General features: G+C 73.7%; 5 protein-coding genes. All 5 read left to right on the top strand.

Annotation, left to right across the window (positions count from 1 at the left end; all coding sequences use genetic code 11):
- Positions 1–551 precede the first annotated feature (551 nt).
- On the top strand, positions 552–21,932 hold the full coding sequence (locus ACR807_RS20245; protein ID WP_438922919.1) for a hypothetical protein: 21,381 nt from the start codon (positions 552–554) through the stop codon (positions 21,930–21,932).
- Positions 21,933–22,170: 238 nt separating this feature from the next.
- A complete protein-coding gene (sdhC, locus tag ACR807_RS20240) occupies positions 22,171–22,599 on the top strand; it encodes a succinate dehydrogenase, cytochrome b556 subunit (RefSeq protein WP_438922918.1) in 429 nt (142 codons plus the stop codon).
- A 2-nt stretch (positions 22,600–22,601) separates the two neighbouring features.
- A complete protein-coding gene (locus tag ACR807_RS20235) occupies positions 22,602–23,012 on the top strand; it encodes a succinate dehydrogenase hydrophobic membrane anchor subunit (RefSeq protein ID WP_438922917.1) in 411 nt (136 codons plus the stop codon).
- A gap of 22 nt (positions 23,013–23,034) precedes the next feature.
- On the top strand, positions 23,035–24,786 hold the full coding sequence (gene sdhA, locus ACR807_RS20230; RefSeq protein WP_438922916.1) for a succinate dehydrogenase flavoprotein subunit: 1,752 nt from the start codon (positions 23,035–23,037) through the stop codon (positions 24,784–24,786).
- Positions 24,786–25,545, top strand: a 760-nt coding sequence (locus ACR807_RS20225) for a succinate dehydrogenase iron-sulfur subunit (protein WP_438922915.1), incomplete at its 3' end; no start/stop codon positions are given. The genes sdhA and ACR807_RS20225, both read left to right, overlap by 1 nt.

Here is a 25,545-nt window from a genome sequence, read left to right as displayed (position 1 = left end):
CGGCGAACCCGCCCGCGGCCACCACGCCACCCGCCGCGAACACACCGCCGGCCAGCACGCCCCCGCCCGCCGCGCCGCGCCCCACCACGCCACCGGCGGTCCCGCCGGTGGTGAGCACGCCGCCGGTCACCCCGCCGCAGGCAACGACGCCGCAGGTCAGCACGCCCCCGACCGCGCCGCCGGTGAACACGCCGTCCGTCACCGCACCGCCAGTCGCTCCGCCGGCCGCCGCACCGCCGGTCGCTCCGCCGCCCCCGTCCGCGGCGAACACCCCGCCGCCCGCAGCACCGCCCGCTGCCGCACCGCCGGTCGCTCCGGCGTCCCCGGCCGTGGCGAGCACCCCGCCGACCACGGCACCCCCGGCCCCGAGCACGCCGTCCGTCACCGCACCGCCCGTCACCGCACCGCCGGCCGGTTCCCCGGTGGCGAACGCGCCCACCCCACCGAACACCGCGCCGAACACCGCGCCGCCGGCGGCCACGCCCGTCACGAACAACCCGAACACGGCACCGCCCGCCACCCCGGCGGCCCCGACGGCTGCCAAGGCGCCGGTGGCCGACCCGGCCGCCACCCCCGGCACGCCGCCGAACTCCGGCGCGCCCACCGCCACCGCACCGCCCACCGCCACCGCACCGCCCACCCCCGGGACGCCGCCGGCCCCCGCCCCCCGGACGCCGGCGGCCGACCCGGCTCCCGCGCCCGAGGTCAGGACCCGGCCGTCGCCGGACACCCAGGTGCAGACGCCCGCCGTGGCCGTGGTCATGACCCCGCCCGCGAGCACCACGCCCTCGGGCACTAAGCAGAAGAAGGTGCGCGGCGGCGGGGCTCCGCCCAAGTTGGACGCGCCCACCGGCCCCCGCGGCAAGGACGTCCTCGCCGACGAGTCCTGGCGGCACGACCCGGCCAGGACCGCCGACTGGTTCGCGCCCTCCGACCCCGTGTCACCGGACGTGTGGGCACCCCGCCGGGACGGCGCGCACGTCAGGACGGTGAACACGGAGGTCGCCGACGTCACCACCGACAGCACGCCGTCGAAGATCAAGGCCTACCAGGGCCTGATCAACTACGACCTGCGCCGCATCGAGGTCGCGCCCGGCAGGTTCGTGCAGGACTACACGGTCAAGGTCCACCTCAAGCCCGGCAAGGTCCCCCTCGGCCCCGGCGTGGACGTCGACGTCGACGCGCAGACGATCGCGGACGTCAAGGCGAACGCCCAGGCCGGCGTGGACACCCTGCTCAACCAGGGCTTCCGCCTCCCCAGCGGTGACCAGTTCCACCTGAACCTGGAGTTCACGAACGACCCGAACGACGCCCACGCCACCATCGAGGTCGGCAACACCGGCACCGACCAGAAGCACTGGAACCCGAACTCCAGCCCGAACGTCCTGGCCCACGAGACCCTGCACTACCTGGGCGTGCCGGACGAGTACAAGGACTCCACCCGGGTCTTTCAGCAGCACGACACGAACTCCGGCGTGCACGCCGACGACGGCGGCATGATGGGCCGCGGCATCCTCGGCGACGACCCCGGCCTGCGCCCCCGCCACCTGTGGCTGGTCGAGCGCGCCGCCCTCAGCCAGGTCGCGGTCCCGGACACGCTGCTCAACGACCCGGGCCCCGCGATCCCACCCCCGGCCCCGATCCCTGGCACCACCGCGCCGGGCACCGTCGCGCCGAGCAACCCGAGCCCGCCGAACGCCGACAGCCCGAACGCGCCGAACCCGAACGCGCAGCCCCCCGCCGAACCCGGCAGCCGGCCCGCGCCGAGCGACGGCAAGCGCAAGCGGGACGACGGCGGCGACCTCGACGGCGAGATGGACGTCGACACCGAGGTCCCCGGCGGCTCGAAGCGCACCCGCTTCGACGGCGAGTTCGACCCGGACGTCAACACCCCGCTCGACCCGCCGGCCGACGTCGAGATGACCGACGCGAACACCGCCGGCGACACCGACGCGGACGCGAGCACCGACACCGGCGCGCCCGCGCCGACCGGTCCGGTCGTCGACCTCCAGAGGGACGCGACGACCAAGTTCAACGACGCCTTCAAGGACCTCGCGAACGGCAGGCCGGTCCACGCGCCCACGCCGGGCGGCTACCTGGCCGACCTGGAGGCGAACGTCGAGAACGACCAGCCGGTCGCCTTCGTCGTCAACGCGATCGTGCCCGCGAGCGGCATCGACGCCGATTCCCTGCGGAACGTGATCGGCCAGATCACGGACGGTGCCACGGGCTTCGACGGCAAGGTCGCGTTCGTGATCGGCGTGAACGCCCGCGGCGACCTGGACCCGATCGCCGCGCAGGCCGACGTCGAGGCGAAGCTGGCCGAGCTGGAACCGGCGCTGGCGGGCCTGGACGTCCCGGTGGCGCTGACCGGTTTCACCTGGAACATGCCGTCGAGCAACAACCTGCCGTACGGCACGATGCGCAACGAGACGCTGACCAGCACGCCGAACCAGTTCGCCGTCTCGGCCATGGCGAACAACGGCAACCACCCGTACATCGCGGTGCAGGACTTCGACGAGGGCTCGCGCAGCGTGCCGTCCGGGCAGCACATCTTCAACCACGTCGTCGACAGCATGAAGAACCCGGACGGCCTCCCGCCGTCGCGCCCGCTGATGTTCAGCGGCGGCTACCGCACCCCGCCCGACCTCGACGCCCTGGTCCGCGACGCCGAGGCCAAGCGCGTCGAGACGATCGCCAAGCTCCGGGACAGCAACGACAGCAAGGCGCCGGGCGAGATCGCCAAGCTGGAGAAGGCCGGGCCGAAGCTCGCGAACGCGGAGAAGTTCAAGAGCGACTTCGCCCGCGAGATCACGCAGGACATGGACGCCCGCGTCGAGCAGGCCAAGACCAGCCCGATGCTGCCGTACACCCCCGAGCCGAACCTGTTCTTCGACGGCGTCGCGCCGATGGTCGACCCGAACGTGCGGTTCGGCGACGGCGGCGCGGAGTTCTCGATGCTCGGCAGGTCGCTGAACAACTTCTTCGCCAACGAGATCGGCACCGTCTACGACCAGAAGATCGCCGACATCGAGGCGAACGCCGACGCGGACGTCGACATGGACACCGACGTCGACGTGGCCGACCTCAAGCCCGACCCGAAGGCCGACCAGATCTCGAAGCTGTCGATCGACGCCCAGACCTACGGGCACCCGATCCGGACCGAGGCGTTCATCTCGGACTTCAAGGGCGCGGCGGTCGAGACGGACCTGACGCGCATCGCGCTCGGCTACGCCAAGACCGGCACGCTCCCCCAGACGCACGCCTCGCTGGGCGGCGTCGCGGACCGCTTCTTCGACACGAAGGACGACAAGGGCGGCACGAGCCTCGGCGGTTTCCGGGACAAGTTCCCGAAGCTCGCCGACATCAACCGCGACCCCACCACCCTCTCGGCCGCCCCCGACCCGGCGCTGAACCCGAACCCGGCGCCGACGCTCCCGCCCAAGGGGGACCCGACCGCGCCCCCGCCCCGGCCGACGACCGCGCCCCAGTTCAAGGAGAGCACCAAGGTCGTCAAGGATCTGGGCGTCGGCCGCGGGCACGACATCGACCAGGCGATGTCCAAGCCGGTGCCGAACCACCCCGGGATCACCGCGGGCATCGACCAGTCCAACCGGACGGCCAAGGCCGCGGCGGCGATCAACACCGCGACGTCCGGGCCGGAAGCGTCGATGCAGCGCAGGTTCGGGGCGATGAACAACATCGTGAACCTGCCCTCGACGCGCCCGCCCGCCCCGACCGGCCTGTACCAGGCGGTGAGCGACGTGAACGGCGTCGACCCGGCGACGCTGCGCAGCGGCCTGACCCAGTACGTGTCGTCGCTCAGCGCCGAGACGGGCAAGCTCAAGGGCCCGGCCAAGAAGGCGGCCGAGGCGGAGATCGAGATCCGCGAGCAGCTCGCGGACTTCATCACGAACAACCCGACCACCAACGGCGACCTGGTCAACTCGGTCGTGCAGCCGGGCCCGAACCCGGTGTTCGACCCGTCCACCATGCGGCCGGTCCCCGGCGCGGTGTCGCGCGACGTGATGGCGGGCAGCGACACCGCCCCGGGCAGCGGGCCGGTGGACACGGACCCGCTGCCGGACGTGCCGGACCCGGCGCGCGCGGAGGCCGACGCCAAGAGCGCGGCCAACGCCGACCACATCGCCGCGCAAGCGCTTGCGACGCAGCTCAAGACGCCGATCGTGGTGCACCACCCGAGCGGTCCGCCGACGACCTACGCGCCGTTCGGCAAGAACCTGCCCGAGGTGCCCCCGATCCGGGTCGACGCGGTCCCGGGGCCGGACGGCCGGAGCACCTACACGGCGCGCACCGCCCCGGACGCCGCGCCGAACGTCGTGGGCAGCCGGCCCGCGCCGACGCCGGACGTGCCCGGCACCCGACCCGCACCTACGCCGGAAGTGCCGGGCACCCGACCCGCACCCACCCCGGACGCCCAGAACACCCGCTCGGCACCCACCCCCGACGTGCCCGGCACCCGACCCGCGCCGACCCCGGACACCACCTCCCGGGCCGTCGACGCCGACGTCAGCACCAGCACGAACACCGACACCGACACCGACGCCGACGTGCAGCCGCCGAACGCGCCGCGCCCGCGCTTCCGGCCCACGCCGAACCCGGTCATCCCGATGGCCACGATCACCCCGCCCAGCCCGGGACCGGTCCTCACCACCAAGGCCCTCCCGGACTTCTTCCAGGGCAACCAGGCGCTGGGCACGATCGCCCCGGTCGAGGTGCGGGGCGCGGCGAAGGTGACCGAGGTCGTCAGCGGCCTGCGCGCCGACGACAAGGCCGCCATCGAGACCGCCCTGACCGCGGACTTCGAGTCGTTCCTCGGCAACGGCCGGAACTTCCAGGTCAAGATCGGCGGCAACTGGTTCGAGGCCAACGTCCAGGCCACGATGATGCCGCCGGCCGACCCGGACGCGGCGGTGACGACGCCGACCACGACCACCAAGGTCGACATGGCCGCGCAGAGCGGCGCGGCGACCTCCACCACGACCAACCTGACCACGGCGAGGGACGTCGGCGGCGCGGTCACCGCGGGCGTCGCGACGGGCCCGTACGGCTCGGCGGGCGGCAAGGCGCAGCTGGCGGCCCCGGCGACGAGCACCTCCAGCTCGACGTCCACCACCGACCAGCGGGTGATCCGGTCCGGCGAGGGCTCGACGACGGCGAAGGTGCCGGTCAGCTACCAGGTCACGCTGACCGACGCGCGGGGCGACGCCCGGCCGCCGATCACGGTCGACTCGGAGCCGGGCAGCCCGGTCGACGTGACCCTCCAGATCCCGGACGACCTGTCCACCATCGTGAACTCCGCCCCGACCCTCGCGACCAACCCGAACGCGCCGGGCGCGGACTGGGGCGCGCGCATCGAGCACCCGGTCCCCGAGGCCGTCACGAACGTCGACACGACCAAGGCGTTCGCGGACGTCGCGGCGAAGCTGCACCCGTCCATCACCAAGATCGGCTCGCCGGGCCGCACGGCGCTCCAGGCGTTCCTCAGCCCGACCACGATCCGCGACAACATGGGCGCGATGCTCACCGGCTGGGTCACCTCGCCGGACCTGGTCAGCCCGCACGCGAGCAAGGGCGCGGCGGTCCAGGCGCACGCGACCCTGAAGGACGCCCGGCTGATCGGCGTGCACGACTCGGCGCAGCTGCGCCTGCACGACTCCACGTCGTCCGGCACCGGCGTCACGGCGACGACCAAGGCCGGGTTCGACGCCACCGGTGGGTTCGGCGGCAACATCGGCCAGGCCGGCGTGCTCGGCGGGCAGGTCGGCGCGACGCTGACGTACTCGGCGCGCACCGCGGAGAGCTCCAACGCGGGCACGAACACCGTGAACAAGACCGGCATCCAGCTCAAGGGCGACACCGGCCTCTACGAGGTGACGGCGGACGTCGAGGTGCGCACGCCCAGCGGCGCGAACGTCACCGTGCCCGTCACCACCTACGTGCGGCTGGGCCTGCCGGAGGCGGCGGCGCTGAACCTGCCGGTGCCGGAGAGCACGCGCGCGGGCACCACCGAGCCGACCGCGACGAAGCGCTACGCGCCGCCCTACCTGGACGGCGCGTTCGCCGCGGGCAACGCCCGGGTCGGCGACTTCGAGCCGGCGAGCCGCGTGCAGGCGCAGGTCGAGGCCGCCATCAAGGGCGTGCCCGGGTTCAAGGACTTCCTGCCGAGCTGGAACGACCCGACGGCGAACCCGCGCAGCGGCAAGGGGCAGCACTTCTCGGACGTCGCGCAGCAGCTGGCGAACCAGCGCAAGCTGAACCAGCTGTCGCCGACCGCGCTCAAGTCCAGCATGGACAGCCTGATGGGACCGGGTGTCCAGGTCCAGCTGAAGAGCTCCGACGCCACCACGAACACCTACGTCAACATCACGGTCAAGGCGAAGGTCAGCGACCCGGAGCACCTCGGCCAGGCCGACAGCCGCAACGTGCGCGGCGCGTCGTCCAGCGGCCCGAAGCTCGACAGCTCCACCGCCACCACCAAGGGCTGGAGCGGCGGCGTCGAGGGCAAGGTCGTGATCCCGAAGAAGACCGGGGTCGCCGCGGTCACGCCCGCGCCGCAGGTGGGCGCGAAGTACAACCACTCGTGGACGACGAAGAACACCGGCGGCCCGTCGGTCAACTCGACGTCGCTGAACGTCGGCAGCCCGAACGCCCAGGTGTTCCGGGGGGACGTCGAGTTCGAGGTCGAGATCACCACGTTCACCCGCCCGCGCTCGTGGGTGCAGCGGGTCACGCCCGGCCTGCCCGGTCAGCACGCCCCGCAGCCGCGCCTCGTGGCCCGCACGGTGGGCGCGTCGCTCGACCCGAACGCCCGCGACAACCCGACGATCCTGCCCGCGATCAGCGGCAAGGTGAACGTGTGGGTGTCGGACGGCTCGGCGCTCACCGTGGACCCGAAGGGCTTCAAGCCCGGCGACCCGCAGGTCACGAAGCTCACCGACGCGCCCACGGTGAAGGACCTGCTCACCGGGCCCAAGCGGGAGTCGCCGGAGTTCCTGCACGTCGAGGCGGTCGCGAACACGACCGCGCTGCGGGACGAGGCGATCGACGCGCTCAACCGCGCGGCGAACGGCGACTCGGCGCTCACCGTGCCGGGCACCGAGTCGCGCAACCAGATCGACCGGATGTTCAGCCCGGAGAACATCAAGGCGAACCTGCGCAAGCTCGTCGAGACGGGGATGCAGGAGCAGGGCCTCAAGTACGACCGGCGGGTCACCGACCGCACCGGGTCGATCGGCGTGTCGATGTCGCTGGGCAACCCGAAGCTCGTGTCGATCTCCGACACCACGGCCACGGAGAACGCCGCCACCGGCGGCTACAAGGCGGGCGACTCGTCGTCCACGAGCCGGTCGGTCGACCTGACCGCCGGGGTGAACGTGCAGGTCAGGCCGAACCTCGCGCCGCCGCCCGCGGGCGAGCCGACCCCCGCGACGGGTGTCGGCGGCGTGGCCGCGGTCGGCAAGGTCACGCCGTGGTCGGACTCGACGTCGCACGCCCGCGAGGTCAGCGGCAGCGTGGACCGCAACGTGGTGACCCCCGGCGACGCGCGGACCGTGCTGATCCAGCTCGACGCGGACGTGACGATCGTCGGCGAGAGCCGCGCGGGCAACCTCGTCCACGGCGGCACGCCGCGCGCCGAGGGCGCCACCGTGTCGCTGCCCAAGTCGGTGTTCGTGCGGGTCAGCGAGGACGTGGCGCGCGAGCTGGGCGTGCTGCCGAACGTCGGCGCGACGGTGACGTCGCCGGAGTTCGGCGAGCTGGCGCCGCCGAAGACGGTCGCCGAGGGCGAGCCGGGCTCGCTCGGCCTGTCCGCGGTGGACCGGGTACCGGACCTGTCGGCCGCGGTGGACGACCTCGTGGCGCAGGTGAACGCGAAGACGTCGAAGCGGTTCGGCGACCCGCTGGTGCCCGACTCGGTCCTCAAGGACTCGATGAACAACCTCCAGCGCCTGGTCGACTTCTCCTCGCCGACCTCGGTGAAGGCGATGATCGACAGCGCGCTGGACGGCGGCGTGCCGCTGCTGGTGCACCAGCCGGGGACGTTCGGCAAGGACACGTTCCAGGTCACGCTGCGCGCGAAGGCGGGCGAGCCGAAGTTCGACCGGGTGGTCAACGACGGCGTGGACGTGGAGCACACGATCGCCGGGGCCGAGAAGGTCACCGACGGCCGGGGCCGCGGCAAGGGCTGGGGCGTCGGCTTCAAGGCGCCGGGCCTGGGCGCGCCGGGCAGCGCGAACCCGAACGTGTCCGGCACCGCGGGCGTCATCGCCTCGGTCAACTACGGGCACGCCACGTCGAACACCGTCACCGACGCCACGACGCGGCAGTTCGGCCACCTGCGGGCGGGCGGCGGCCCGGCCGCGAAGTACACCGTGCCGGTCGAGTTCGAGCTGGTCGTGGAGCGCGGCGACAAGGAGGTCGCGCGGGCGACCAGCGGCGCGCAGGAGATGGGCGTCCGGCTGCACGCGGACAACCAGCGCGTCGCCGACACCGCCGGGCCGAAGCAGCCGTACATGGCGGCGGCCATCAAGCGCGGCCCCGAGTTCGGCACGCCGGCGCAGGCGCGGTCGTGGCAGCGGGCGGGGTCGCCCACGTCGCTGCCGCCGACCGCGTCGGTGGAGAACCTGCGCGGCGCGAAGGACCTGCGGGACGCGGCGGTGAAGGCGCTGACCGACGCGGGCGCGAAGCCCGGCATCACCGGCAAGGGCAGCGGACCGCTGAACACCCTGCTGTCGACGCTCAGCTCGGAGAACCTCCAGCCGAGCCTGCCCGGGATGCTGGACGGGCCGCTGGACGTGCCCGGCCTGCACGAGGCCGCGCTCACCTTCGGCCAGGACGCCGACGTCAAGGTGTACGCGAAGCTGGTCAACCCGCGGCTGGGCGCGCTCAGCGACGGCGTGAAGCTGGAGAACCCGACCTCGACGGTCAGCACGACCAGCGGCGAGGCCAAGGTCAGCGAGAACGCCGACGTGTCGCTGGGGCTGGGCACCGGCGGCGCGGCGGTCAAGCAGGGCGCGGACCCGAAGGACACGATCAACTTCAGCGCGGGCGGCGTCGAGGTCCGGCAGGCGGCCGAGGACTCGATCGCGGTGTCCGGCGGCGCGACCGACAACAAGACCAACAACCTCAAGGCGCAGGGCCGCACCGGCCTGGTCGAGTTCGACGTCGAGTACCGGGTCGTCGCCACGATCGGCGGGAAGACCGGCGTGGTCGACCTGGCCGTGCCGGGCTCGGCCGCGGTGCGGATGCCCGCGCCCGAGGCGCAGGCCGTGCTGGGCAAGGACTTCGACCCGGAGCTGGCCAAGGCGCAGGACGACGTCAAGGACGCGGCGAAGAACTGGCGGGACGCGGAGGTCGAGGTCGACCAGGCCCGGCACGCCGCGCAGGACACCGTCAACGACGCCGCCGCCGAGCTGGCGAAGACCGACGCCGAGGTGAACGCCCTGTCCAACGACCTCAACGGCGTGATCACCGGCGACATCGCCGAGTCGGGCAAGGTCGACGGCCTGGCGAAGGCCGTGGACGACGCGCGCGGGACCGTGACGGACCTCCAGCAGCAGGTCAAGGACCTGAACACGCAGGTCGGCGAGCTGGACATCGCCGCGCAGAACGCCGACGAGGCGCTGCGCGACGCCACCGCGGACGTGGAGTCGTCCGCCGACACCGTCGCCGACCTGGAGCACCGCCTCGGTGAGGCGCGCACGAAGCTGGAGACCGCGGAGAAGGCGCTCGCCGCCGCCGGGAAGGCCCTCGCCGACCACCGCGCCGCGCCGCCGCCCGCCGAGGGCGCGCCGGCCGTCGACCCGGCGGTGGAGCCGGGCCTGGTCGGCGCGGTGGAGACCGCGACGACCACCCGTGACGGCGCGCTGGCCGACGTCGGCCGCCTCGGCCGCGAGCTGGACGACGCGAAGGTGCGGCACACCGCCGACCTGGACGTCCGGCGGGACGCGAAGGACGCCTCGGAGCGGGCCAACGAGGCCCTGGAGGTCGCCGAGCGCGACCTCGCCACCGCCCGGGCCGACCTGGAGACCGCGCGCGGCGGCCTCGACCAGGCCAAGACCGACCTGCGCGACCAGCAGCGGACCGTCCGCGAGACCAGGGCGGACCGCGACGCGAAGCAGGCCCGCTACGACGCCCTGCTCGCCGAGCGGAACGCGCACGAGGCCAGGATCACCGCCGCCGAGGTGCTGCTGAACGACCGCCGGCGGGCGGCGGACGTGCGGCAGCAGGCGTGGTGGGACGCCAAGCGCGCCGTCGACCTGCGGGTCGACACCTACAACGCGACCCCGGCTCCCGTCCCGGCTCCCCCGGACAGCGGCACCCCGCCGCCGCCCGGCACCGGCACCACCGCACCCGGCACCGACGCGGGCACCACCGCCCCCGAGGTCGGCGCGGACACCACCGCACCTGCGCACGACGCGAGCACCACGGCACCCGGGACCAGCGCGAACACCCCGGCGCCCGGGACCAGCGCGAGCACCGACACCGCGCCGCCGTCCGGGACGCCGCAGGTCTCGCCGCCGCCCGGCACCGGCACCACCGCACCCGGCACCGACGCGGGCACCACGGCCCCCGAGGCCGGCACGGACACCACCGCACCCGCGCACGACGCGAGCACCACGGCACCCGGGACCAGCGCGAACACCCCGGCGCCCGGGACCAGCGCGAGCACCGACACCGCGCCGCCGTCCGGGACGCCGCAGGTCTCGCCCCCGCCCGCCCCGCCGCTCGACCGCACGGCACCCGTGACCCGACCGGGCGTGCCCGAGGTGTCCCCGACGCCCCCGGCCGCGCGTGAGGTGCGCGGTCCCCGTCCCGAGCGGTCGTTCGACCTGCCGCCCGGCGCGGCGGACCTGCCCCCGGCCGACCGGGCGGTGCTCGACGGCCTGGCGAAGGACCTGGTCGAGCAGAACGCGACCCGCGACCGCAACGGCTACCAGCGGCCCACCGTCGAGGTCAGCGGCCCGGACGCCCGGCTGGTGGCCGACGCCCTGTCCGCGCACGGCATCGACGCGACCATCCGCGACACCGCGTCGCCGACCACGGACGTGCACGTCGACTGGGAGCTCAAGCGCCCCGACGGCTGGACCCCGCCGCCCGCGCCGGTCGGCGAGAAGGTCACCGACACGGTGATCACCTCGCCCGAACCCGCCGGACCGCACCCGGTCCTCGACGACCCGTCCTGGCGGCACAGCACCGCCCCCACCGCCGACTGGTTCGCCAACCCCGCACCCGCGGCGAACACCGACATCGAGACCGCCCGCGCCGACGCCCCGATCACCAGCCGCGTCCGCGGCGAGGACGGCGGCGTCATGAACACCACCACCGTCGGCCCCGACGGCGTGAAGATGAAGGCGTGGCGCGGCCCGATCGCCTACGACACCCGCGTGCTGGACGTCAACGGCACGCCGGTCCGCGACTTCACCGTCAGGGTGCACCTCGACCCCGCCGGCAACGCCGACCCCGCGCAGCTCACCGACGTGCGGAGCCGCACCCGCGAGGGCGTCGCGCACCTGTTCAACCAGGGCCACCGGCTGCCGAGCGGCGAGCAGTTCCACGTCACCGTCGAGTTCACCGACACCCCGGCCGACGCCCACGCCACGGTGAAGGTCGCCGCGCCGGACGGCCGCGCCAACCAGCTCAGCTGGCCCGTGGACACCGACCCGCGCCGCCTCGCGCACGAGGTCGGCCACTTCCTCGGCCTGCACGACGAGTACTTCGAGACCGGCAAGGTGCGGCCGATCTTCCAGCACCAGGACGGCAAGGGGCGCGTCGTCGCCGACAACGCCCCCATGACCGACGGCATCGACGAGGCCGACGCGAGCCTCAAGCCGCGCAACCTGTGGCTGGTCGAGAACCGGATGCACGCCCTGGAGCCCGCCCCGGCGGCCTCCGTGTGGACGGACCCGGGCGCCGTGCCGGACAGCGCGCCCCGGATCGACCACGAGCCGCCGCGCGTGTCGGACACCTTCGCCAAGGAGGTCTTCGACGCGGTCCAGTCGGACGTGGAGGCCGCCCCCCGGCCGCCGGCCCTGCGCGACGCGTGGGAGTCGCCGCGCCCCGACGGCGCGACCCCGTTGACGCCCGAGGTGCTCAGCGGCGAGTACGGGATGCCCGAGGTCAACCAGCGGCGCTTCCAGGACCTCGCCGACCGGTTCAACCTCACCTACGACGTGCGGCCGACGAACCCCGACTCGGTGCGGTGGCTGGAGCAGGGCGCGGTCCCGAAGCCGAAGGACATCAAGGCCAAGACGATCAACGAGCTGGACACGTACCTGGGCGCGTCGCCGGAGCACATCGGCCTGGTCGGCTACTTCCCGCCCGGCGCGCCCGACCCGGCGGTCCTGGCGACCCTCGACGAGGGCAAGCGGGCGCAGGTCGAGCAGCGGTACGCCAACCGGCAGCGGGAGTTCGCGGAGCTGGCGCCGGAGTTCGCGAAGTTCGCGCAGGACGGCGCGTACTCGGTGGACCCGGCGACCGGCGTGGTGCGGAAGTCCACCCCGGACGGTCCGAAGGACATCACCGGCGACCACGACGTCTACCACATCCGGCAGGCCGACGGCGGCGCCGCGCTGGCCGGCTACGACTACGAGCTGGACGTCTGGCGGCTCACCAAGCGCGACATGGGCGTGCAGCACGGCGCGCACATGTACTGGGAGCCGGAGGGCGACTTCCAGCACAAGATCTTCAACGACATCGTCGACCGGCACCAGCGGGCCGAACCGCTCATCCGCTTCAGCCCCGGCGAGCCGCCGAGCCTGGTGTTCGCCGACCCGCCGCCCGTCCGGGACCGGGGCGGGGCGACGACGCCCCCGCCGCCGATCGGCCCGGACAGCCCGACCCCCGCGGTGCTCGACCACGAGGCCCACGGCCGCCCGCTGCCGGACCTGGCGGCGCAGCGACCGGAGTTCCCGCCGACCAGGGCCGCCGCCTGGGACGCCTACACCCGCGCGAAGCGGGAGCTGGAGGGCGCCGCCCACGCGCGGGACGTCCTGGACGCCGCCGCGGGCGGGCCGAACGCCGACCGCGCCCGCGCCGCGCTCGACCAGGTGTGGCGCGAGGAGGCCGTGGCCCGGGTCCGGCTCGACCGCGCCGCCTCGGACCTGCGCACGTGGGGCAACGACCCCGCGCGCGTGCAGGCCCTGCTCGACGCGCAGCTCGACCGGTCGACGGCCCCGCCGGCCACTCCGGCCACCGCCCCGACGACCGGCCCGGCCACCGACACGACCGCGGACGCGGACGTGGACGGCGACGTGCAGCCGCCGAACGCACCGAGGTTCCACCGCGCCCCGGCGCCCATGCCGATGCAGATGATCGCCCAGTCGGTCACGCCCCCGGCCCTGCTACCCGGCAACGCCCCCGCGTTCCTCCAGCGGAACCAGGCGCTCGGCAGCGTCACCGCCCGCGACCCGCGCGGCGCGGACCGGGTCGTCACCGCCGTGGAGGCCCTGCTCCCGCAGGTCCCGGGCGCCACGCCGCAGGGCACGGCGAAGATCGGCGAGGAGATCACCGCCAACCTGGAGTCGTTCCTCGGCCACGGCCGCCGGGTGCAGGTGCGGGTCGGCAACCGGTTCTTCGACGCGCACGTCACCGCGGTCCTCAGGCCGCCCGCCACGGCACCCGCGCCGACCGCGTCGCCCAAGGTCGACATGCAGGTCAACACCGGTGCGACCAGCTCCACGACGACCACCCTGACCACGGCCGACGACGTGGGCGGGTCGATCACCGCGTCCCAGGGCCTCGGCGCGTACGGCCAGCTGGGCCTCAAGGCGCCGCTGTCCACCCCGGCCGTCACCGCGACGAACTCCAGCTCCACGGTCGACAACCGGATCATCCGCTCCGGCGGCGGTTCGGCGGACGTCGACGTGGACGTGGAGTTCACCGTCAACCTCTACGACGACGCGGGCCGCGTGGTCGGCTCCGACACGGTCCGGTCGACGCCGGCCGACCCGGTGGCGGTCACCCTCCAGGTGCCGAACGACCTCACCACCGACCTGGACACCGCGCACGCGTCACCGGTGGTCACCCCGCCCGCCGGGTGGGGCGCCGGGCTGGAGTTCCCGGTGCCCGAGGCCGTCACGGACGTGGACACCCAGGCCCTGTTCAACGACGTCAGGGCGACCCTGCACAACTCGCTCACCAAGCCGGGCGCGCCCGGCCGGGACACCCTGCGCGAGTTCCTCAGCCCCACGTCGATCCGGGACAACCTCGGCGCGATGATCGGCGGCTGGGTCACCTCGCCGGTGCTGACCAGCAAGAGCGACAGCTACGCGGGCTCGGTGCGGATGACCGCGTCGCTGACCGACGTGCGGCTGGTCGGCACGCCCGGCGCGTCGCAGCTCCGCCTGCACGACTCGGCCGTGACGAGCACGGGCGTCAGCGCGGGCACCAGCAGCGGGTTCGACCTCTCCGCCGCCGTCGGCGGCGGGATCGGCGCGCCCTCGGTGGGCGTCGGCTCGGCCGGCGTCTCGGGCGGCTACTCGGTGAAGAAGACCGAGTCGGTCTCGGCGGGCGCGTCGACCACGAACCGCACCGGCGTGATGATCAAGGGCAACACCGGCCTCTACGAGGTGGGCGCGGACGTCACCGTGGTCGGCCCGACCGGGCGGCCGGTGACCACGCGCGTCACCACCCACCTGCGGCTCGGCCTGGACGAGGTGGCCGCGCTCAACGCCCGGCTGACCGCCGCCGACCCGACCGCGCAGCGGCTGCCGGTGGCGCCCCTGGCGAACGGCGCCCAGCCCGGCCTGGTCGTGCCGCCCGGTCCGCTGACCCGCCACCAGCCGCCGTACCTGGAGGCGGGCCTGGCCGCGGGCAACGTGAAGGTGGGCGCGTTCGAGCGCGCCCAGGAGGTGCAGGCGCAGGTCGAGCAGGTCCTGCGCGACCGCCCGCAGCTGGCGTCGTTCCTGCCGGGCAACGACCCGGACGCCCGGCCGAACCGGTCCGGCAAGAACTTCGCCGAGCACCTGGAGCAGCTGGCCAACCAGCAGGTCCTGACCTCGAAGCTGTCCCCGACCGCGCTGCGCGCGCAGATGGACAGCCTGCTCGGGCCGGGCGTGCCGGTGGTGCTCAAGCAGCGCGGCAGGGCGCACAACCACTACGTGACCGTGCTGGTGAAGGCCAGGGTCGCCAACCCCGACTACAAGGGCGAGGCCGGGCTGCACTTCGTGCGCGGCTCGTCGTCGGCCGCGCCGAAGCTCGACGCCACCACCACGACCACCAGGACGTGGAGCGCGGGCGTCGAGGGCAAGGGCGGCGCGAACGTCAAGCCGGGCACCGCGAGCCTCACCCCGCAGGCCGGCGCGGGCGCCAGGTTCACCCGCGGCGACGCGCTGAAGACGACCTCGGGCCCGACGGTCGCCGGCACCTCCCTCAACGTCGGCAACGAGTTCTCGCACGTGTTCGAGAACGACGTCGAGTTCGACATCGAGGTGCAGACCCACAGCAGGCCGCGGGCGTGGGTGCAGCGGTCCTGGTTCGGCTCGCCCGGCGCGCAGGCGCCGCAGCCCACGACCGTCGCGAGGACCGGCACCGGGCCCGCCGACCTCCCGCCGATCGGCGGCAAGGTCAACCTGTGGTTCACCGAGGGCTCCACGATGACCGGCGACCCGGCGCAGTTCGCGCCCGGCACGCCGTCGGCCACCCCCGTCCCGGGCTCGACGAAGACCGTCAAGGACCTCGTCGACCCCGGCGACCGGGCGCCGAACGAGCACGACTGGCTGCACGTCGAGGCCGTGGTGAACTCGGGCAGGCTGCGCGACGAGGCCGTGGCCCTGCTGGACGACGCCGCCGACGGCGACCGCTCGCTGACCACCCTCGGCACGATCTCGCGGGCGCAGGTCGACGCGATGTTCAGCCCGGAGAGCCTGAAGGCGAACCTGCGCCGGATGACCGAGACCGGCGTCCAGGACGCCGACCTGCGCTACGACCGCCGCGTCGCCGACCGCACCGGCGGCCTGGGCGTGAAGGTGCGGCTGGGCGGGGCGAAGCTGGTCAGCGTCTCCGACGCCACCGGCACGGAGAACTCCGCGCAGGGCGGCGCGAAGGCGGGCGGCGGCACGTCGAGCACCAAGTCCGTCGACCTCACCGCCCAGGCCGGGTTCGGCGGGCGGCCCAACGCGAAGGACCCGAAGGGCGCGAGCGGTTTCCAGGCGCTGGCCAAGTGGACGCCGTGGTCGCGCACCAAGGGCACCGCGACGGAGCTGGCCGCGTCGGTCGACCGCAACGTGGTGACCGCGAACGCCACCCGCACCGTGCTGGTGCAGCTGGACGCGAGCTTCACCGTCGTCGCCGAGAGCCGCAACGCCAACGCGGTCGTCAACGGGCGGCTGCGCACCCGCGAGACCGTGGTCGACCTGCCGGGCGGCGTGTTCGTGCGGGTCAGCGAGCAGGTCGCGCGGGACATGAAGCTGCTGCCGGACGTGGACCCGCCCGCGCCGGCGGTCACCGACGCCATGCAGGCACCCAAGCGGGTCACGCCCGGCGCGCCCAGCGCGCTCGGCCTGAGCGCGGTGGACCGGGCGCCCGACGTGGGCGCGCTGGTCTCGGACCTGATCACCCAGGCAAACCGCCGCACCGGCGACTGGCGCGGCGGCAAGCTCGTGCCGGACTCGGTGCTGGACGACTCGATGCACAACCTCCAGCGCATGGTCGACCTCACCTCGCCGACCAGCGTGCAGGCGCTCGTGGACAGCGCCCTGGACGGCGGCGTGCCGCTGCTGGTGCACAAGCCGGGCGCGCTGTTCGGCAAGGACTCGTACCAGGTCACGCTCAAGGCGGTCGTCGACAGCGCCCCCGCGTTCCGGGGCGCGGTCAACGACGGCGTGGACATCGAGCACACCGTCAGCGGCTCGGTGAAGGACAGCGGGAGCCGCGGCAAGGGCCACGGCTGGTCGGTCGGCGCGAAGGTCCCGGCCCTCGCCCTGCCCACGCCCGCCGCGGGCAACCCGCTGTCCGGCAACATCGGCGGCCAGCTCGGCGCGTCCGTGGGCCGCGCCCACGCCTCGACCGTCACGGAGAGCACGACCACCCAGTTCGGCCACCTGCGCGCGGGCGGCGGCCCGGCCGTGAAGTACTCGGTGCCGGTCAAGTTCGAGCTGGTCGTCGAACGCAACGGGCAGCAGGTCGCGCGGCAGCAGTCGCCCACCGCCGTCGAGCTGGGCGTCCGGATGCACGCCGACAGCGTCCGCGCCACGCCGCGCCCGGACCCGGTCACCGCCCCCGACCGGCAGGTCACCCGCACCGCGGCCGAGGCGACGGACCAGGCGCTGACCGACTTCCGGACCGGCGCCACCACCACCGGCACCGTGGCGGACCTGCCGCCGACGGCGTCCGTCGAGGGCCTGCGCGGCGCGGACGCCCTGCGCAACGCCGCCCTGGCGGCGCTGACCGGGGCCGGCGCGGGCGCGGGCATCACCGGCCACGGCACGGGCTCCCGCGCCGCGCTGCTGTCCGCGCTCAGCTCGGAGAACCTCCAGGCGAGCCTGCCCGGGATGCTCGACGGGCCGCTCGACGTGCCGGGGCTCGCCGAGTCGTCGCTGACCTCCGGCAAGCGGGCGGAGGTCAGGGTCCACGCCCGCCTGGTGAAGCCGAGGCTGGACGCGCTCAGCGACTCGGTGAACCTGGAGAGCCCGCGGACCACCGTCCACGCCACGACGACGGACTCGAAGGTGTCCGACACCGCGGACGTGTCCGTGGCCGTCGCGACCGGCGGGTTCACCAAGAAGGCCGTGGACGAGCAGGGGCAGCCCGACCCGGTGAACACGCCGAACTTCGGCGCGTCCGGCCTGGAGCTCCAGCACAGGAGCGAGGACGGCACGACCAGGTCCGGCGGACCCACCGGCAACGAGGTCGACAACCTCAAGCCGGTCGGCCGCACCGGGCTCGTCGAGTACGACGTGGAGTACCGGGTCGTCGCCACCTACGACGGCACCACCTCCGTGGTCGACCTGGTGCTGCCCGGCTCGGCGGACGTGCGCGTCCCCGAGGCGGACCTCCAGGGCCTCCTCGGCAAGCCGGTCGACGCGCCGCTGGCCCGGGCGCAGACCGCCGTGAAGGCCGCGGCGGACGCGTGGCGGGCCGCCGAGGTCGCCGCGAACCAGGACCGCTACCGGGCGCAGGACCTGATCAACGGCGTGGCCGGCGACGTGGCGAAGTCCGACCGCGACCTGCCGGCCCTCCGGACCCGCATCGACGCGGCCACCACCGACCTGACCAGGGCCGAGGCCGACGTCAAGGACCGCACCAACGCCTTCACCGCCGCCACCGCGCGGGTCGAGCAGGCGCAGCGCGACCTCGACACGCTGACCGCGCTCGCCGAGGTCGACCCGGTGGCGCGGGACGGGCTCCCCGCCGCGCGGCAGCGCGTGCTGGACGAGCAGGCGGCGGCCGACGCGGTCGAGGCCGAGCTGGACGCGGCGGCGCGGGCCATCGGCCAAGCGCGCACCGACCTGCTCACCGCGAGCCAGGAGCAGGTCGCGGCCATCGAGCAGCGCAACGGCCTCGACCAGCGGGTGTTCGACGCGGAGCGCCGCGTGGCGCGCAGCCGTGCCGCCGCCCACCAGGCCGAGCTGGCGTGGTGGCAGGCGAAGCGGGTGGTCGAGGCGCAGGTGGACCGGTTCAACGGCAACACCCCGGCGCCGGGCTCGGTGCCGGTCGTCACGATCACGCCGCCGAGCGCACCACCCCCGGCGGGCACCGCGCCGCAGCCGCTCGCCGCGCCCGTGCCGCCGACCGGCCCGGCCACCCGTCCCGAGCGCGGCCCCCGGCCGGAGCGGTCCTACGCGGACCTGACCCCGGAGGCCCTGGCCGACCTCGACGTGCTGGTGGCGGACCTGGTCGAGCAGAACGCGATCCGCGACCAGAAGGGCTACCGGCGGCCGACCGTCGAGGTCACCGGCCCGGACGCCCGGGCGGTCGCGGACACCCTGGCGTCGCGCGGTGTCGAGGCGACCATCCGCGACACCGCGTCGCCGACCACGGACGTGCACGTCGACTGGGAGCTCAAGCGCCCCGACGGCTGGACCCCGCCGCCCGCACCGGTCGGCGAGAAGGTCACCGACACGGTGATCACCTCGCCCGAACCCGCCGGACCGCACCCCGTCCTCGACGACCCGTCCTGGCGGCACAGCACCGCCCCCACCGCCGACTGGTTCGCCCACCCCGCACCCGCGGCGAACACCGACATCGAGACCGCCCGCGCCGACACGCCGATCACCAGCCGCGTCCGCGGCGAGGACGGCGGCGTGCTCTCCAGCTCCACGACCACGCCCACGAACGTGGACCTGCACGCCTGGCGCGGCCCGATCGCCTACGACGTCCGCACGTTCGACGTCGGCGGCACCCCGGTCACCGACCTCACGGTGAAGCTGCACGTGGAGCCGGGCGCGGCCACGCCGGACCAGGTCGCCGCGCTCCGCGACCGGGTGCGCCAGGGCGTCGGGCAGCTCTACAACCGGGGCCACCGGCTGCCCACCGGCGACCAGTTCCACGTCACCGTCGAGTTCACCGACACCCCGGCCGACGCCCACGCCGCGGTCGCGGTCACCGCGCCGGACGGCCGCGCCAACCAGCTCAGCTGGCCCGTGGACACCGACCCGCGCCGCCTCGCGCACGAGGTCGGCCACTTCCTCGGCCTGCACGACGAGTACCTGGAGACGGACGCGGTCAAGCCGGTCTTCCAGCACCAGGACGGCCGCGGCCGGGTCGTGGGCGACAACGCGCCGATGACCGCGGGCATCGACGCCGCCGACGCGGGCCTCAAGCCGCGCAACCTGTGGCTGGTCGAGAACCGGATGCACGCCCTGGAGTCGTTCGCCCCGCCGGTGGCCGACGCGCCCGCCGTGCGGGACCCGGGCACGCGGCCCCCGAACGCGCCGAAGCGCAAGCGACCGGCGGCGGACGAGGGCCCGGCGCTGCCGGCGCCGCCGGCCCGGCTGCTCGCGGCCCTCTCGCTCCAGGACGCGGCCATGGACGTCGACGACGCCGAGGTGGCCGAGCCCGCGCCGCCGGTCGCGCTCGCCAACGACGGCGGCGTGCACAACGCGGCGTTCGCGTCCCTCGGCCGGGACCGGACCCTGACGCCGGTCGACCGCGGCAACTACCTGTCGCTCACCGACGAGAGCATCAGGAACGACGAGCCGCCCGCGTTCGTCGTGAACATGATCGTGCGCGCGGCCGACCTGGACGCGCAGAGCCTCCAGGACGTCCTGACGAGCGTCCTGGCGGGCGCCCCGGCGGACGTGCTCGGCAGGGTCGCCTTCGTCATCGGCGTCAACGCCGCCGACCAGGGCTCGATCGACGACGCCCTCCGGCGCGGCGCACCCGTGGTCGACGGCCGCCAGGAGCCGATCGCCCTGGTCGCGCTGCCGCCGCACGGCGGGTCGTTCAAGTTCGGCACGACCCGCAACCAGGTCCTGGACAGCAGCGCCCACCAGTTCGCGGTGACCGCGATGGCGCACAACGGGGCGCACCCGTACGTGGCCGTGATGGACTTCGACGTGGCCGACCGCCGCGTGCCGGACGGCCGTCACGTGTTCCAGCACGTCGCGGACGGTTTCGAGGTCGTCGACCAGGACGGCGTGAGCGCGCCGCTGCGCCCGCTGGTCGTCGGCGGCGGCTACCGGGTCGGCGACGTGGCCCGGCTGCGCGCCGACCTGCACCGGCGGGTCGACGAGGACGCCGCCACGTCGCCCGAGCACAAGCAGGAACTTCACGAACGGGTGAACGGGGAGGAGTTCGTCGCCGAGTTCGAGCACCAGGTCGCGGCGGACATGCACACCCGGCGCAACCAGGCGGCGGTCCACCCGCTGCTGCCGTACACGCCGGAGCCGAACCTGTTCTTCGACGGCCTGGCGGCGCTCGCCCACCCGCACGTGCGGTTCGGCGAGGGCCAGGCCGAGTTCGGGATGCTCGGCCGGCGCCTGAACGGCGTCAACGAGGTCGAGCTGACCAGCCTGCACACCACCCTCGCCGCGGGCGACCCGGCGCGGGCGCGCGAGGCGCTGAAGGTCGACGGCGAGAACAACCGGCACCCGCTGCGCGGGCAGTCGTTCACCGTCGACTTCGTGGACGGCGCGACCGACACCGACCTGTCCCGCCTGGCCCACGGCCTGCTGACCACCGGTTCCCTGCCCCAGTCGCACATGGGCTTCACCACCGTCACCGAGCGGTTCGTGGAGGGCAAGAGCGGCAAGAAGGGCACCAGGTTCGCGGGGCGGCGGGCCGCGCTGGGCACGAGCGCCTACGCCGACGCGGAGCCGCTGCGACTGCCCCCCGCCGGGGGCGGTCCGGTGCGGTGGGACCCGAACCCGGCCACGCGCCGCGAGATGGGCGGGTCGAGCGCGCTCAACCCGGCCATCTCCACCCCGGCCCGGGGCTTCCCCGGCGTCGACGTGGGCGTGTCGCGGCGGCACCAGGTGCTCGCCGCGCACGCCCTGCTGGCGTCCGACCACGTCAGCGAGGCCGTCCGGCACCTGCGGTTCATCACCGAGGACCTGCTGCCGACGGCCGCCCCGCCCGCGCCGGGCGGGCTGTACGAGGCGGTGGCGCGGGCACGCGGCCTCCAGCCCACCGCCCTGCGCCACGACGTGGTGGCGCAGGCGTCCGCCATCCCCGAGGAGGTGGCGCGGTTCACGGTGGACAACACCATGCGCAAGGGCCACCTCTACCGGGCGCTGGTGGAGAGCGACAACTGGGCGCTGAAGGGCGGCGACGAGGACGCCATGGCGGCCAACGCCCGCGACCTCGCCGGCCGCCTCCTGGCCACCCGACTGGGTGAGAACGTGGTCGTCTTCCGGCCCGGCGACCCGCAGCCGCTGCGCCGGTTGGCCCCGTTCGGGCCGGCGGTGCCGGGCGAGGTGCGGGTGGAGGTCGCCATCGTCGACGGCGTCGCGACCTACCAGCCGCTCTGACCCGGGGACGTCCCAGGTGGACGGTGCCGGTGACACACCCGTGTGACCGGCACCGCACAGCCCGCCCCCCGGGCGGGTGAGGCGAATCGATCCAGTGCCCGCCGGGTGTCTCGTCGCTCACAGACGGGTCGGGCCGTTGGGTCGGCCGATGTTCACGGGACTAGCATCGGATGGTCAAGGATTCCGGGTACCGACGTACCGGAGACCAGTCCACCACTGACGCTGGAGGCCGTAGCTCATGGCCGGCACCACCGCACCCGAGCGGGCGGGCAGCAGCTCCACAGGGGGCGGAACGCTCTACCGCGGCGACCTGGGCATGTGGTCCTGGGTCGCCCACCGCATCACCGGCGTGCTGACGTTCTTCTTCCTGTTCGCGCACGTCCTGGACACCGCGCTGGTGCGCGTGTCGCCGGACGCGTACGACAAGGTCATCGAGACCTACAAGAACCCGGTGGTCAACCTGTTCGAGGTGGGCCTCGTCGGCGCGGTGCTCTACCACGCGCTCAACGGCATCCGCGTGATGCTCGTGGACTTCTGGTCGAAGGGCACCAAGTACCAGCGCCAGATGCTCTGGGGAATCCTCGTCGTCTGGGTGCTGGTGATGATCCCCGGTACCTACTTCATGATGGTCCGCACGATCACGGACATGTTCGGCGGGGGTCACTGACCATGAGCGACCTGATCCTGGACAAGCCGCGCTCCCCGCGCCGCCCCGCCGCCCGCCGCAACAACTTCGAGCTGCACAGCTGGCTGTTCATGCGCATCTCGGGCGTCGCGCTGGTGGTCCTCGTGCTCGGCCACCTGTTCATCATGAACATCCTCGACGGCGGCGTGCACCGCATCAACTTCGGCTTCGTCGCGGGCCGCTGGGCGTCCCCCTTCTGGCAGGTCTGGGACCTGGCGATGCTCTGGCTGGCGCAGATCCACGGCGGCAACGGCCTGCGCACCGTGATCAACGACTACGCCCGCAAGGACGCGACCCGGTTCTGGTTGAAGATGCTGCTCGTCGTCTCCATGGTGCTGATCCTGTTCACCGGGACGTACGTGATCTTCACCTTCGACCCGAACATCACCGACTGACCCGCCGCGGGAGCAGACAGCCATGCAGTTCCACAAGTACGACGTCGTGATCATCGGCGCCGGCGGCGCCGGTATGCGCGCGGCGATCGAAGCCGGCCAGCGCGCCCGCACGGCGGTGCTCACCAAGCTCTACCCCACCCGCTCCCACACGGGCGCCGCGCAGGGCGGCATGTGCGCCGCGCTGGCGAACGTGGAGGAGGACAACTGGGAGTGGCACACCTTCGACACGATCAAGGGCGGCGACTACCTGGTCGACCAGGACGCCGCCGAGATCATGGCGAAGGAGGCCATCGACGCGGTCCTCGACCTGGAGAAGATGGGCCTGCCGTTCAACCGCACGCCCGAGGGCAAGATCGACCAGCGGCGGTTCGGCGGGCACACCCGCAACCACGGTGAGGCCGCCGTGCGCCGGGCCTGCTACGCGGCCGACCGCACCGGCCACATGATCCTCCAGACGCTGTACCAGAACTGCGTCAAGCACGGCATCGAGTTCTTCAACGAGTTCTACGTCCTCGACATCTGCCTCACCGAGACGGAGGACGGCCCCGTCTGCACCGGCGCGGTGGCCTACGAGCTGGCGACCGGCGAGATCCACGTCTTCCAGGCCAAGTCGGTCGTGTTCGCGACCGGCGGCTTCGGCAAGGTCTTCAAGACCACCTCGAACGCGCACACCCTGACCGGCGACGGCATGGGCATCGTGTTCCGCAAGGGCCTGCCGCTGGAGGACATGGAGTTCTACCAGTTCCACCCGACCGGCCTCGCGGGCCTGGGCATCCTGCTCACCGAGGGCGCCCGCGGCGAGGGCGCGATCCTGCGCAACGCCTCCGGCGAGCGGTTCATGGAGCGCTACGCCCCCACCATCAAGGACCTCGCGCCGCGCGACATCGTCGCCCGCTCGATGGCCCTGGAGGTCCTCGAAGGGCGCGGCGCGGGCCCGAACAAGGACTACGTCCTCCTCGACTGCACCCACCTGGGCGCCGAGGTGCTGGAGACGAAGCTCCCCGACATCACCGAGTTCGCCCGCACCTACCTCGCGGTCGACCCGGTGAAGGAGCCCGTGCCCGTCTACCCGACGGCGCACTACGCGATGGGCGGCATCCCCACCAACGTCCACGGCGAGGTGCTGCGGGACAACGACAACGTCGTCCCCGGCCTGTACGCCGCGGGCGAGTGCGCGTGCGTCTCGGTGCACGGCGCGAACCGCCTGGGCACCAACTCGCTGCTCGACATCAACGTGTTCGGCCGCCGCGCCGGCATCGCCGCCGCCGAGTACGCGAACGGCACCGAGCACGTGGACCTGCCGGAGAACCCGGCGGCGAACGTCGAGGCGCAGGTCGCCCTGGTCCTGTCCGAGCACGGCGAGGAGCGCGTCGCGGACATCCGCACCGAGCTCCAGGCCACGATGGACGCCAACGCGTCCGTCTACCGCACCGAGGACACGCTCAAGCAGGCGCTGCACGACGTGCAGGCGCTGAAGGAGCGCTACCAGCGGATCACCGTGCAGGACAAGGGCAAGCGGTTCAACACCGACCTGCTCGAAGCCGTGGAGCTGGGCTTCCTGCTGGAACTGGCCGAGGTCCTGGTCGTCGGCGCCCTGGCGCGCAAGGAGTCCCGCGGCGGCCACGCCCGCGAGGACTACCCGAACCGCGACGACACGAACTTCATGCGCCACAGCATGTACTACAAGCAGGGCGAGGGCCTGGCGTCCGACATCCGGCTCGACTACAAGCCCGTGACGTTCACCCGGTACCAGCCGATGGAGCGCAAGTACTGATGACCGCAACCGCTGAAGCGACCACCGGTTCCCGCGGCGACCAGCCCCCGGTGCCGGACGGCGCGATCACCGTCACGCTGAAGGTCCGCCGGTTCAACCCGGAGTTCGACGACGAGCCGCGCTGGGACAGCTTCGAGATCCCCGCGCTGCCCTCGGACCGCGTGCTGAACCTGCTGCACTACGTGAAGTGGTACCTGGACGGCACGCTCACGTTCCGCCGCTCCTGCGCCCACGGCATCTGCGGCTCGGACGCCATGCGCATCAACGGCGTCAACCGCCTCGCCTGCAAGGTGCTGCTCAAGGACCTCCTCGCGGGCGGCGGCAAGCGGACCGAGATCACCATCGAGCCGATCAAGGGCCTGCCCGTCCACAAGGACCTCCTGGTGGACATGGAGCCGTTCTTCGAGGCATTTAAGGCCGTCAAGCCGTACCTCATCACCTACGGCAACGAGCCCACCCGCGAGCGCGTGCAGTCCATCGCCGACCGGGAGCGCTTCGACGACACGACGAAGTGCATCCTGTGCGCCGCCTGCACCACCTCGTGCCCGGTGTACTGGACCGAGGGCAGCTACTTCGGCCCGGCCGCCATCGTCAACGCGCACCGCTTCATCTTCGACAGCCGCGACGAGGGCGCCGAGGAGCGGCTGGACATCCTGAACGACGTGGACGGCGTCTGGCGCTGCCGCACGACGTTCAACTGCACCGACGCGTGCCCGCGCGGCATCCAGGTGACGAAGGCGATCCAGGAGGTCAAGCGCG

The sequence above is a fragment of the Saccharothrix sabaoui genome (assembly GCF_051756985.1).
GTDB lineage: Bacteria > Actinomycetota > Actinomycetes > Mycobacteriales > Pseudonocardiaceae > Actinosynnema.
This window is presented reverse-complemented; position numbering and strand designations above follow the sequence as displayed.

Coding starts and splice junctions, on each gene's coding strand:
- sdhC (WP_438922918.1), top strand. CDS start 22,171: ATGGCCGGCACCACCGCACCCGAGCGGGCGGGCAGCAGCTCCACAGGG.
- ACR807_RS20235 (WP_438922917.1), top strand. CDS start 22,602: ATGAGCGACCTGATCCTGGACAAGCCGCGCTCCCCGCGCCGCCCCGCC.
- sdhA (WP_438922916.1), top strand. CDS start 23,035: ATGCAGTTCCACAAGTACGACGTCGTGATCATCGGCGCCGGCGGCGCC.